General features: G+C 46.3%; 15 protein-coding genes. 14 read left to right on the plus strand and 1 reads right to left on the minus strand.

Annotated features, from left to right (window positions below):
* Positions 1-36: 36 nt before the first annotated feature.
* Together G9F50_RS03650 and rok are read left to right on the plus strand one after the other, a co-directional pair.
* Entirely contained in the window at positions 37-495 is a 459-nt protein-coding gene (locus G9F50_RS03650) for a TlpA disulfide reductase family protein (protein WP_060561752.1), read from the plus strand.
* A gap of 452 nt (positions 496-947) precedes the next feature.
* The gene (gene rok / locus G9F50_RS03655) at positions 948-1,544 is read left to right on the plus strand and encodes a transcriptional regulator Rok (RefSeq protein WP_012117447.1); all 597 of its coding nucleotides are present in this window, start codon (positions 948-950) and stop codon (positions 1,542-1,544) included.
* Positions 1,545-1,567: 23 nt separating this feature from the next.
* Here the strand turns inward: rok and G9F50_RS03660 are convergent, their stop codons facing one another.
* The gene (locus G9F50_RS03660) at positions 1,568-2,560 is read right to left on the minus strand and encodes a coiled-coil domain-containing protein (RefSeq protein ID WP_043021218.1); all 993 of its coding nucleotides are present in this window, start codon (positions 2,558-2,560) and stop codon (positions 1,568-1,570) included.
* Between the two features lie 145 nt (positions 2,561-2,705).
* On the opposite strand from G9F50_RS03660, the gene G9F50_RS03665 reads away from it, so the two are divergent.
* The 12 genes from G9F50_RS03665 (at position 2,706) to pfkB (ending at position 12,860) form a co-directional block, all read left to right on the plus strand.
* Complete coding sequence (locus tag G9F50_RS03665) at positions 2,706-3,308, plus strand: molybdenum cofactor guanylyltransferase (RefSeq protein WP_020955749.1); 603 nt, start codon at positions 2,706-2,708, stop codon at positions 3,306-3,308.
* A 51-nt stretch (positions 3,309-3,359) separates the two neighbouring features.
* Positions 3,360-4,379, plus strand: coding sequence for a molybdopterin-synthase adenylyltransferase MoeB (locus tag G9F50_RS03670; protein ID WP_060561751.1), 1,020 nt, complete (start codon positions 3,360-3,362; stop codon positions 4,377-4,379).
* A 17-nt stretch (positions 4,380-4,396) separates the two neighbouring features.
* Entirely contained in the window at positions 4,397-5,689 is a 1,293-nt protein-coding gene (locus G9F50_RS03675) for a molybdopterin molybdotransferase MoeA (protein ID WP_060561750.1), read from the plus strand.
* On the plus strand, positions 5,650-6,171 hold the full coding sequence (gene mobB, locus G9F50_RS03680) for a molybdopterin-guanine dinucleotide biosynthesis protein B (RefSeq protein WP_007409631.1): 522 nt from the start codon (positions 5,650-5,652) through the stop codon (positions 6,169-6,171). The genes G9F50_RS03675 and mobB overlap by 40 nt, the downstream gene beginning before the upstream one ends.
* A complete protein-coding gene (locus G9F50_RS03685) occupies positions 6,172-6,642 on the plus strand; it encodes a molybdenum cofactor biosynthesis protein MoaE (protein ID WP_007409632.1) in 471 nt (156 codons plus the stop codon).
* Entirely contained in the window at positions 6,639-6,872 is a 234-nt protein-coding gene (moaD, locus tag G9F50_RS03690) for a molybdopterin converting factor subunit 1 (RefSeq protein WP_007409633.1), read from the plus strand. Before G9F50_RS03685 ends, moaD begins: the two co-directional genes overlap by 4 nt.
* 323 nt (positions 6,873-7,195) lie before the next feature.
* Positions 7,196-7,894 (plus strand): YknW family membrane protein, encoded by a 699-nt coding sequence (yknW, locus tag G9F50_RS03695; RefSeq protein WP_060561749.1) that lies wholly within the window; start codon positions 7,196-7,198, stop codon positions 7,892-7,894.
* Position 7,895: 1 nt separating this feature from the next.
* Complete coding sequence (locus G9F50_RS03700) at positions 7,896-9,032, plus strand: efflux RND transporter periplasmic adaptor subunit (protein ID WP_060561748.1); 1,137 nt, start codon at positions 7,896-7,898, stop codon at positions 9,030-9,032.
* Positions 9,033-9,725 carry an ABC transporter ATP-binding protein gene (locus G9F50_RS03705; RefSeq protein ID WP_007409637.1) on the plus strand — a complete coding sequence of 231 codons (693 nt, stop codon included), beginning with the start codon at positions 9,033-9,035 and terminating at the stop codon, positions 9,723-9,725.
* Positions 9,722-10,915, plus strand: coding sequence for an ABC transporter permease (locus G9F50_RS03710; protein WP_007409638.1), 1,194 nt, complete (start codon positions 9,722-9,724; stop codon positions 10,913-10,915). The genes G9F50_RS03705 and G9F50_RS03710 overlap by 4 nt, the downstream gene beginning before the upstream one ends.
* A gap of 281 nt (positions 10,916-11,196) precedes the next feature.
* The gene (locus G9F50_RS03715; protein ID WP_007409639.1) at positions 11,197-11,952 is read left to right on the plus strand and encodes a DeoR/GlpR family DNA-binding transcription regulator; all 756 of its coding nucleotides are present in this window, start codon (positions 11,197-11,199) and stop codon (positions 11,950-11,952) included.
* Positions 11,949-12,860 (plus strand): 1-phosphofructokinase, encoded by a 912-nt coding sequence (gene pfkB, locus G9F50_RS03720; RefSeq protein ID WP_003154572.1) that lies wholly within the window; start codon positions 11,949-11,951, stop codon positions 12,858-12,860. Before G9F50_RS03715 ends, pfkB begins: the two co-directional genes overlap by 4 nt.
* Positions 12,861-12,873 lie beyond the last annotated feature (13 nt).

Genomic DNA, 12,873 nt, shown 5'->3' on the forward strand with positions numbered 1-12,873 from the left:
CCGGCAAAAAACCTTTTTCATAAGGAGGGAAATAAGATGAAATTACGTCAGCAAATGCCTGAATTGACAGGCGCTAAAGCATGGATTAACAGAGAAGTCACGAAGGAACAGCTGGTCGGCGGAAAGCCGGCACTGATTCACTTCTGGTCCGCCAGCTGCCGCATGTGTAAAGAAGCGATGCCTGAGATGAACGAATTTCGTGATAAATATAAAGATCAGCTGAATGTGGTGGCCGTTCACATGCCCCGTTCCGAAGACGATCTTGATCTTGAGAAAATCAAGAAAACAGCGGCTGAACACGATATCTCTCAGCCGATTTACGTCGACAGCGATCTTACGCTGACTGAAGCAATTGAAAATGAATATGTGCCGGCTTATTACCTTTTCGATAAAACCGGACAGCTCCGCCATTTTCAAGCGGGAGGAAGCGGGATGAAAATGCTTGAAAAACGCGTCAGCCGAGTACTTTCAGAAACGGAGCAGGCTTCTGAGTAATCGGGACAATCTCCGTCGGACTATTGTCTCGGTTCTGCAAACTCTTTGCCGTTTAGGTAACAGGGTTTTTTTGTGCCTATTGGATAAAAAATTCCAATATGACATGTGCGGCTTAAAAAATAAGAGAAACAGCCGTAAACACGCTGTACCGCTTGTTTTATCGATATCATTATCTTTTACATATTATAGTCGAAAATTGTAGATATCACGCTAATTTTCATTAAACAAGTAATTTCAAGTTATATTTTGAAATGGTTGAATAAATTGGAACTTTGTCCAGAATCCCCTATATGATAAGGGATTTTTGTATATAAAGTACCATTTTCAGAAAATAAGCAATTTTTCATAGGGTAAATAAAATAGTAAAATGATAAAATAATAGTTGATAAAATTACTTTTGTAATCTAATATCTTAATAAAAGCGTTTAAATTTTTGACAGGGGGTTTTACACATGTTTAATGAAAGAGAAGCGCTGCGCTTACGTTTAGAACAATTGAACGAAGCAGAGGTAAAAGTCATTCGTGAATATCAAATAGAACGTGATAAAATATATGCAAAACTGAGAGAATTAGACAATACAGGCAGCCTGTCCGATACAAAAAAAGAGTTTCGTCCGGAGAAAAAAAGTGACTCTCTCCCGGTGCTTGCAGAGCTTGCAGCACAGGAAATGAGAAGCTATCAAAAGCCGCAGGCACAGCCTCAATCCTCCCAGCCGCAGATGCAGTCTATTACGTCTCTTCCCGCCGGCATTCCAGACGGTTCTACAAGAAGAAGAAGAGGGACGGCGAGACCGGGATCAAAAGCGGCAAAACTGCGCGAAGCAGCGATTAAAACATTGAAACGCCACAATGCAGCGATTAAAAGTTCCGAACTGCAAAAGGAAATTGAAAAGGAAAGCGGCCTTGAAATTCCTAATATGACAACATTTATGCAAAGCTTAATTAAAATGTATCCGGAAGTGAAAAAACCATACCGCGGCCAATATATTCTTGAGGGAGAAATTTCTCAGGAAACAGCAGAAACGGCAAATGATACGGCTGCTGAATAATAAAACAGTAAAAACTGCTTGCGTTACTCAAGCAGTTTTTTTGCGTTTTCCCGCTTATTCTGCGGAAGTGACGCCTCTTTTCCAGGCTTTTTTTCAAGCTTGACGACATATTTTTGGAAAGGCTTTTCGCCGTCAGCACGTTCTTTCAACGCATCCAGTTTTTCATCAAACGACTGATCGCGGGACTCTGATTGTACAAATTGTTTTTGCAGGGAGATGACTTGTTCGGTAACGGCTTTAAGCAAGTCTTCTGCCTGAACAGTCTCTTTGGAAACAGAAGGGATTTCCAGAGCTTGTTCCGCCGGTTCCGCCGTGCGGCTGTCAATATCAGCAAAATGGCCGGCAATCCAAGCATCACTTTCGTCCAGCTGCCGTTTATACGAAAGAATGGTTTCTTGAAATAACTTTTCTTTCGTTTTTTCTATTTCTACAAGCCGTTCTTTTGTTTCTAGTATTCGATCTCTCATATGATTAATTTCTATTTTAATATGTTTGAGCTGGTATTCTTTTTCTATCATTTGTGTTTGGAGCCGGGTATTTTCGTCTGCAGCGGCATGATAACGCTGTTTCATATCTTCGTGAGAAGTCCGTTCAGTTTGAATGGCGGTCTCAAGTGAGCGGATGCGGGTATGTAAGTTTTTATTTTCTTCTTCAAATTTTACATTTGTAAGATGCAGACGGTGCTTTTCTTCCATCTCATTTTTCCGCCGAAACGTTTCCTGCTGAAGCAGTTCTTGCAGAATGACGATTTTATCGAGCAGCCCGGCTCTGATTTCATGCAAAGAACGTTCCGTGTCACTTGTCTGTTTGTGTTTTTGAGCCATGGCTTCCAATTCGTCAGAAAGCTTGTGAAGCCGCTCTTTAATATTGGCGTTTTCCTCCTGAAGCTTATTATTTTTCTGATGGAAGTAGCTTGCTTCAAATTCTGAAATTAATTTTCTGCATCTGGAAAGTTCGGATTTCAAGTAAAGGTTCTCTTGAGAAGTGTCGTGGAAAAACGGACCGGATATTTTCATAAGAACCATCTCCCTCATGATGTTAACACTACAATATGGGAAAGGATCAACGGCTATTCCTCTTAATTAAACAGACAAGCACCGTAATATTGTATTTCGGCTGAGGCGTTTGCTATGCTTTTATATAGAATGGGAGAGAGATGACATGAAACGGGTGAATGTAATATTAGCAGGGGGAGCTTCCCGAAGATTCGGAGAACCGAAAGCTTTTGCAAAGTGGAAGGGCGGCATGTTTTATGAACAGGCGAAAAAAGCCTTCGGCGGCGGAGAAACGGTAATTATCAGCCGCCCTGAGCATATAAAAAAGTTCTTATCAAACAGGGAGCGGCATGTTTTGGCCGATGAGCCGCGGTTTCGGGGAATGGGCCCGCTTGCCGGCATCTATACGGCAATGAAACAAACGGAAGGCGAAATATATACGGTCATATCCTGTGACACGCCGCTCGTGACAAGAAAAACGATGGCGGCGCTTGAAATGAAGCTGACCGGAAACCTGGACGCTGTCATACCGGTTTGTAAAAACAGAGAGCATCCCCTCTTGGCGGTTTACCATAAACGCGTGCAGGATGTGCTTTTTGATCAGCTGACACAAAACAAACTGAAAATGACAGACACGCTGAAACGGCTGTCTGTCTGTTATGTGCAGGCTGAAGACATCGGCGCCGGGCCGGAGGAGTTCGCTAATATCAACACACAGGACGATTACACCAGACTTTTGGCGCATGTCGAGTCTTCAAATCAAGACTGATCGGGAAGAAACATGGTATGATGGAAATAAAAATGCAAGGGGACAACACAGATGGAAGAGCGCTATTCGCGGCAGACAAGATTTAAGCCGATAGGGGAAAAAGGGCAGCAGGCGCTGGCTGACAGCAGTGTCCTGATTGTCGGAGCCGGAGCCCTCGGAACAGCCGCGGCAGAGGGCCTGGCAAGAGCCGGAGCGGGCCGTATGGCGATTATTGACCGGGATTATGTGGAATGGAGCAATTTACAAAGACAGCAGCTGTATACAGAAGAAGACGCGAGACAGCGCCTGCCGAAAGCAATGGCGGCTAAGGCGCGTCTTTTGGCGGTAAACAGTGATATACATATCGATGCTTACGCGGCGGAAGGTACGGCGGAAACGCTCGAACCGCTGATCGAACAAGCGGATTGCATCGTGGATGCGACAGATAATTTTGAAACGAGAATGGTCATCAATGATCTGGCGCTGAAAATGAAAACACCTTGGATTTACGGTGCCTGTGTCAGCAGTCAGGGAATGTGCATGACGATTATTCCGGGGGTTACGCCGTGTTTATCCTGCCTGTTTGAGCAAATGCCCGTGGGCGGAGCGACATGTGATACAGCAGGTATCATACCTCCGGCGGTTCATATCGTCTCCGCTTATCAGCAGGCTGAGGCGCTGAAATTGCTGACAGGAAATCATGCGGCGGTAAATCGGCGCTTTTTCACGTTTGACGTGTGGAATAACACCAATATGAGCATAAATGTGGATCAGATCAAACGGGATCATTGCCCTTCCTGCGGCGCGGAGCCCGTATATCCGTATCTGCAGCCTGAAAACAGGCCGAAAGCAAGCGTGCTGTGCGGAAGAGACACCGTTCAAATCAGATCGGAAGCCTTAAAGAGGCTGGATAAAGAAGAGCTTTTCAAACGTCTGAAGCAGATCGGTAAAGTGGAAGCAAATGAATTTCTGCTGCACATGGCGTATGAGCGCTTCAGAATCGTTATTTTTCAGGACGGACGGGCTTTGATTCACGGTACAAACGATATAAAAGAAGCAAATTCAGTTCTGGCCAGGGTGATCGGACTGTAGGAAGGGGAGATATTGCTATGCTTGAAAAAAGAACGCCGATTCAGGTGGACGAAGCAGTCCGCCGGGTGAGCCGGTATAAAAAACAGGGGAATACCGAATGGGTGGCGCTTGAGGACAGTCTCCACCGCTATTTGGCGGAGGATGTTAAGGCGGATCATGATGTGCCGGCCTTTAACCGTTCCCCGTATGACGGGTTTGCCATCAGGGCGAGCGATTCAAAAACGGCTTCCCGTGACAATGCCGTCACCTTTGAAGTCATTGACCATATCGGAGCCGGCGCCGTGTCGGAAAAAGAACTCGGGCCTTATGAAGCGGTCCGCATTATGACGGGGGCGCAGATTCCAAAAGGCGCGGATGCCGTAGTGATGCTTGAGCTGACAAGAACGTTTTCTGAAAACGGGACGAATTACATGTCAGTGAAACGCCCTTTCCATGCGGGCGATAATATTTCATATCAAGGAGAAGATGCGAAAAAAGGCAGCCCGCTATTAAAAAAAGGGACGAAAATCACGCCGGGCGTAACCGCTCTTTTAGCAACCTTCGGCTATGCTTCCGTTCCCGTGGTCAGAAAGCCGGTTGTCGGCATTATCGCAACGGGAACCGAGCTTCTTCATGTCAGCGATCCGCTTGAGCCGGGGAAAATCCGCAACAGCAATGCTGCGATGGTGTATGCCCAGGTCATTGAAGCGGGCGCGGTACCGCTGAACTTAGGGAAAATTTCCGATGATTTTGATGACAGCTATGATGCGGTGAAGGAAGCTATGAAAAAAGTTGATTTTCTGATCACGACCGGCGGCGTGTCAGTCGGCGATTTTGATTTTCTTCCAGACATTTATAATAAGCTCGGAGCGGAAGTTCTTTTTAACAAAGTGGCAATGCGCCCGGGGAGCGTGACAACTGTCGCCCGGGCCGATGACATGCTGCTGTTCGGCCTTTCAGGCAATCCGTCCGCATGTTATGTCGGATTCACCCTGTTTGTCAAACCGATGATTCAGACGTGGCTTCTGAATGAAAAACCTCATTCCGGATGGGCGGAAGCCGTGTTAACAAACGACTTTCCGAAGCCGAATCCGTTTACGAGATTTGTGAGGGCGTTTGTTTATCATAAGGACGGAAAGATGATGGCGTCACCGGTCGGTCTCGACAAATCAAGCTCAGTCACATCTCTAGCCGAAGCAAACGCGTTTATCCTTCTGCCGGGAGGAACGAGGGGGTATGAAGCGGGCCGTACGGTTCACGCGCTCCTCATTCGTGATGAGAATGGAAGTGAATGGCCGTGGTCAATTCTTTCCCGATCGTCCAGATCGTAGGTTTTCAAAACAGCGGTAAAACAACGTTTATTGAACGTGTGCTGAAAGCGGCGCCGAAAGAGTGCGATATTGGATGTTTAAAACATCACGGACATGGCGGAGAGCCGGAACCTTTTTCTGACGGAAAAGACTCGGAGCGTTTTTCAAAAGCCGGGGCCGCGGTTACGGCAGTAGAAGGGGACGGCGTCCTGCAGCTTACGGCGCGAAAAAAATGGGATCTGGCGGGTTTGATCAGTCTGTATGAATGTCTGGGAATTGACGGTCTTCTCATAGAGGGATTTAAACATGCGCCGCATCCGAAAATCATTATGATCAAAGACAGCGAAGATTGGCAAAAGCTGAAGCATTTGGAGCGCGTGATCGCGGTTGTCAGCAGAAATACGGAGCATATGCCGGCAGATGCCGGCATGCCCGTATTCCATGCGGACGATCCGGCTGCCATGATGTTTGTGCTTTCGCAGCTGAAAGGGGAATCTGCATAAATGGAACGTTTTCAAATTACAAGGGAACCTATCATTGCCGAAAATATCGTAAAAAAAGTTGAAAAGCGTGAAGCCGGCGCCATCACAACGTTTATCGGCACGGTCAGAGAGTGGACTGCCGGACGGCGGACGGTGCGTCTCGAATATGAAGCGTATGAACCGATGGCTGTTCAAATGCTTTCTCAAATCGGCGATGAAATCAGCGCGAAATGGGAAGGAGCCGAAGCTGCAATCACTCACCGTGTCGGCGTCCTTGATATCGGAGAAGCAGCGGTCGTAATCGCCGTGTCTTCTCCGCACAGAAAGGCGGCATATGAGGCGAATGAATATGCAATTGAACGGATAAAACAGATTGTGCCGATATGGAAAAAAGAAATCTGGGAAGACGGAGAAGAATGGATAGGCGATCAACTGGAAACAACGCCCTATCCGAACGGAAAACCGGATTTGCATAAAGGGGAATCGCGATGATTAAAGTATTATTGTTTGCCGGGCTTGCGGAGCAGGCGGGAACACCGGTCATTGAACTTGACGAAAAAGAGACGGCGGCGTCTGCTGTAAAAACGCTGCTAAAGGAACGGTACGGCCTTCAGACGATTGACAATGCCATGATCGCAATCAATGAAACATATGTAAAAGACAACAGCATCGTAACAGAAGGTGATACCATTGCCTTTATCCCTCCTGTAAGCGGAGGGTGAAAAAAGAGCCGGATGTGCATCATTGCCATCCGGCTTTTTTGTATATAGGCGCTGAATTCCAGAGAATATCTAAATGGGATTTAAAGGAATTTGCGATTAAGCTGGTTTTGACTGCATGAATAGGCTGAAGACAGTGCCTTCACAAGGCTTTGAGCCTCCCGTCATACCGGTCTGACAATGCTTTTTTTTACATAATTATGGAACGTAAAGCTGAGAATTTGTGTTACAATTTAGCATAAATACGCAAACGGCAAAAAAATTGAAACTTCTCTCAGCCTAAAGCGTACGTATAAACAGAATAATACATAGGAGGCATCAGCAATATGGAACCAAACCTGGAAAAAAGCAATACGGCAGTAACGGAAAAGCCGTCAATTTTCGGCGTCATTACAAGTCCTGTTGTGCAGTTTAAAAGATTAAAAGAAAAGCCGGTCATCGGCATTCCTCTCCTGATTGTCATCATTCTTATCGCGGCCGGCAGTATTTTGCGCGGGCTTGGGATGAATTATGAAGAAGTGCTGAACAGCTCATCTCTTGACGGTTTGACGGATGATCAGATTGAAATGACCAAAACCTTCGCTAAATTCGGCTCGATGTTCGGAGGAATCTTCGGGGGCATTATCGCTCTGTTTATCGTTCCGCTCATTTACTGGCTGTGCGTTAAAATTTCAGGCGGTGTGACAACTTACAAAAAAATGCTCTCACTCAGCCTGTTTACGGCATTTATTACCAATATCGGCTTAGTTATTAACGGTTTTGTTACTTATTTTACCGGTGCGGGCTCATTGTATGCCGTAACATCTTTGGCGAGTGTCATACCGGCCGGAGACGGCGTCGCGGTCTTTTTAAGCGCGTTCGACATTTTCAGCATCTGGAGCTATATTCTGCTCGCTTTGGGACTTCGCTATACAGGCGGCATTTCGAAAAAAGCGGCCTGGACTTCCGCGATTGTCCTGTTTGTTATTATGCTTTTAGTTTCAGCAGTCGGAGGACTGTTAAGTTCAGTGACAGCAGGTGTATAACATGAAAAAAATTTGGATCGGAATCGGCATCGCCGTAATTGTTGCAGTATTCATCGGTATCAATATTTATAAGTCTGCCGCTCCCGCGGGCGGCAGCGCCGGGAAAAAAATCGAAACCGGAACCATTGAAAATAGAGAAATCTCCTCTACGGTTATGGTTCCGGGAACACTTAAATTCTCTAAAGAACAGTATGTTTTTTATGAAGCGGATAAAGGAACTCTTGATAAAGTGAAAGTAAAAGAAGGCGACAAAGTAAAAAAAGGATCGTCGTTAGTCACGTATACAAATGAGCAGCTCAATCTTGATAAAGAACAAAACGAGTTGACAGAACAATCAAAACGGATGCAAATCGAACAAGTTGAAGAAAAACTCAGAGCATTAAACAGCAAGGAACAAGATCTGGCAAAACAAGTGGGAGAAGCGGAAGCCAAAAAACAAATTGAATCCGAACGGACTGATCTGCAGCTTCAGCAAAAAACAGCGGAAATCGAATTAAAGCAATCTGATTTGCAAAAGCAGTCTCTTGAAAATCAGGTGGCGAATCTCAATGTTAAGAGTGAGATGGACGGGACGGTAATCTCGGTAAATCAAGAAGCGGCTTCTAAAAAATCGGATATTCAAGAACCGGTTATACATATAGGAGACCCGGAACACCTGATCGTTGCCGGCAATTTGTCCGAATACGACACGCTGAAAGTGAAAAAGGGACAAAGCGTTACGATTACCTCAGACGCCATCCCCGGTAAAACGTGGAAAGGGAGAGTGGCGGCTGTCGGCCTCGTTCCTGATCAAAAGTCAAGCGCTGCTTCGGGGGAAAGCACGGAACAGGCTGTGCAGTATCCGTTTCAGGTTAAGCTGATCGGAAACCTTCCGGAGGGCAAGCCGGGGTTTAAATTAATTATGAACATTGAAACCGACAAACGGAAAGCCGATACGCTGCCGTCCTCCGCGGTCAAAAAAGACGGAGATGAGCACTGGGTCTTTACGGTAAAAGACGGGAAGGCCAAACGCGTGAAAGTTAAAGTCGGCGATACCGCAAATCAGCTTACGGAGATAAAAGAGGGGCTTTCAAAGGATGATAAAGTCATTCTGAATCCGGCTGACGGTTTGACTGACGGAACGGATGTGAAAGCATAGATGATTCAGCTTTCAAAGGTGAAAAAAAGCTATCAGATCGGCAAGGAGACGTTTGATGTTCTCCGTTCAATCGACTTGACGATTGAAGAAGGAGAATATGTGTCAATTATGGGACCGTCGGGATCGGGAAAATCTACGATCATGAATATCATCGGCTGTCTGGACAGACCGACGTCCGGCAGTTACAGGCTTGCGGGCGAAGATGTTTCTTCATGCACCGAAAAAGAGCTTGCGGCGGTCCGGAACAAATCAATCGGATTTGTCTTTCAGCAATTTCAGCTGCTGCCGCGATTGAATGCAAGAAAAAATGTCGAACTCCCCATGATCTACGCCGGTATCGGCAAAAAAGAGCGTGAGGAACGGGCTGAGCATGCGCTGGAAAAAGTCGGTTTGGCGGATCGGATGCGTCACATGCCGAATGAGCTGTCGGGCGGCCAGAAGCAGCGTGTCGCGATTGCAAGAGCCATCGTGAACGAACCGAAGCTCATTTTAGCTGATGAACCGACCGGCGCACTGGATACGAAAACAAGCATTTCCATTATGGAGCAGTTCACAGAGCTTAATGCAGAGGGCGTGACCGTGGTGCTTGTGACTCATGAGCCTGAAGTGGCGGACTGTACAAACAGAGTGATTTTCGTCCGTGACGGCATGATCGTTTCCCGCGATGCTGAGCAGAGGAGAGTGGGGGAATGAGCCTGTCAGAAAATCTCCGGATGGCCCTCAGTTCCGTAAGAGCTCACAAGCTGAGATCGATTCTGACAATGCTCGGAATCATTATCGGCGTCGGTTCAGTAATCGTTGTTGTGGCTGTCGGCCAGGGCGGAGAGCAAATGCTGAAGCAATCCATCAGCGGGCCGGGCAATACGATTGAATTGTTTTACATGCCCAGTGATGAAGAATTAACAGCCAATCCGAACGCCTTACAGGAAGCGAGTTTTACAGAAGAAGATATTAATGGATTAAAAGGAGTGGACGGCGTAAAGCAGGTTGTCGCTTCCGCGGTAAAATCCATGACGGCGCGTTACCATGAAGAAGACACGGATATTACGCTGAACGGCATTAACAGCGGCTACATGGACGTAAAAAAGCTGGACGTTCAAGATGGACGGACATTTACGGATAATGATTTTCTTTCCGGGAAAAGAGCAGGAATCATCTCGAAAAAAATGGCTGAAAAGCTGTTCGGGAAAACGTCTCCGCTCGGAAAAATCGTCTGGGCCGGCGGACAGCCCGTTGAAGTAATCGGCGTACTGAAAGAAGAGAGCGGCTTTTTATCGTTAGGACTCAGTGAAATGTATGTGCCGTTCAACATGCTGAAAACGTCTTTCGGTACTAACGACTACAGCAACGTTTCCGTTCAGACGGAGTCCGCTGATCAAATCAAATCAACAGGAAAAGAAGCGGCCCGTCTCTTAAATGACAATCACGGTACAAAAGAGGCCTATCAAGTCATGAATATGGAAGAAATCGCGGCGGGAATCGGCCAGGTCACGACCGTTATGACGACGATCATCGGTTCGATCGCCGGTATTTCTCTCGTTGTCGGCGGGATCGGGGTCATGAATATTATGCTCGTATCAGTGACGGAACGGACAAGAGAAATCGGCATCCGCAAATCGCTCGGTGCCACGAGAGGACAGATTCTGACACAATTCTTAATTGAATCTGTTGTGCTTACATTAATCGGCGGCTTAATCGGAATCTGTCTCGGCTACGGGGGAGCATCACTCGTTTCCCTTATCGCAGGCTGGCCGTCGCTCGTTTCCTGGCAGGTGGTTTGTATCGGTGTGCTGTTCAGTATGCTGATCGGTGTCATTTTCGGCATGCTGCCCGCCAACAAAGCATCTCGCTTAGATCCGATTGAAGCGTTACGGTATGAATAATCGGCGCCCCATGCAGTCTGCATGGGGTTTTTTGTGTTTTAATGATTGAATGAATATAATAGACTTTTTTCATTTATGATAAAAAGAAAATGTCATACAATTGTCCCCCTTTTTGTCGAATTTACAGTTTACAAACCCTATGTACATACGTTAATATGAACAAATGTGAAAGATTTTGATAGTTATTGAATGAATTTGAGTGATTTTAGTTGCTAGAAGTAAAAAAAGCGTTTACAATTATCTTGCAGCCGAAATGAATACGTTTCCAAAGGAGGCGGAATATGCTCACTCCTGAAAGGTATCAGCTGATTATGGATCAGATTGAAAAGCGTGATGTGGTGAAGATTCAAGAGCTGATAAGCATGACAAATGCTTCTGAATCAACGATCAGAAGAGATTTATCAACACTCGAAGAGCGCGGATTTTTAAAGCGCGTTCACGGCGGGGCGTCTAAACTTTCCAACAGCAGGCAAGAACCCGATATGCTTGAAAAATCCTCCAAAAACCTTCAGGATAAACTGAAGATCGCAGAAGAAGCGGCATCTTTATTAGAAGAAGGTGACTGTATTTATCTCGATGCGGGAACAACTACATTGCACATGATTGATTTTATAGATCCATCTAAGGACATTGTGGTTGTCACGAACGGAGTTATGCATATCGACGCTTTAATAAGGAAAGGGATCCCCTTTTATCTTCTCGGAGGATATGTGAAGCATAGAACAGGTGCGATGATCGGCGGCGCCTCATTAACGGCGGTCAGCCAGTACCGTTTTGACAAAAGCTTCCTCGGGGTGAACGGCGTGCACATTGAAGCCGGCTTTACAACACCCGATCCGGATGAGGCTCTTCTGAAGACAAAGGCTGTGAGACAGGCGAAAAATGCGTATGTTTTAGCCGATCCTTCTAAATTCGGCGAGATTTCTTTCGCAGCGTTCGCCGCCTTGGGCGATGCCGCTATCATTACCACTGAAGCTGAAGAACTTGCATTCGATAATTACCAAGAAAAAACTGTCGTAAAGGTAGTGAAACCATGATTTACACTGTAACCCTCAATCCGTCTGTTGACTATATCGTTCACGTTGAAGATTTTGCCGTAGGCGGTTTAAACCGTTCCAGCTATGACACGAAGTATCCCGGGGGAAAAGGCATCAACGTTTCGAGATTACTGAAAAGACACCATGTGCCGTCAAAAGCATTGGGGTTTGTCGGCGGATTTACCGGAAATTATATCACGTCATTTTTGCAGCAGGAAGGTCTGGAAACGGCTTTTTCTGAGGTAGATGAAGACACACGTATAAATGTAAAACTGAAAACGGGCGATGAAACGGAAATTAACGGACAGGGCCCGACGATTTCAGACGAAGTGTTCAATGCCTTTTTAGAACAGTTCTCCGCTCTGGAAGAGGGAGACATCGTCGTTTTAGCGGGAAGCATTCCTTCTTCCCTGCCGCATAACACGTATGAAAAAATTGCTGAGGCATGCAGAAAGCAGAATGCCCGGGTAGTGGTGGACATCTCCGGTGAAGCGCTGATGAAAGCGACAGAAATGAAACCGTTTTTGATGAAGCCGAATCATCATGAGCTTGGCGAAATGTTCAATACGGTCATTGATTCAGCCGAAGCTGCCGTTCCTTACGGTAAAAAATTGATTGAACAAGGCGCTGAACATGCGATTGTTTCGATGGCTGGCGACGGTGCGCTTTTATTTACGAAAGAGGCGGTTTTCCTCGCCAATGTTCCTAAAGGAAAGCTTGTCAATTCGGTAGGCGCGGGTGATTCCGTCGTCGCGGGATTCCTTGCGGGAATTTCAAAACAGTTGCCTTTGGAAGATGCGTTCCGTTTAGGAGTTGCTTCCGGAAGCGCGACGGCATTTTCTGAAGAACTCGGAACTGAAGAGTTTGTACAGCAGCTTCTTCCTGAAGTTAAAGTCACACGTCTATAGAGGAGGAAAGAAA

Source organism: Bacillus sp. EKM206B (assembly GCF_011066015.1).
Taxonomy (GTDB): Bacteria; Bacillota; Bacilli; order Bacillales; family Bacillaceae; genus Bacillus; species Bacillus velezensis.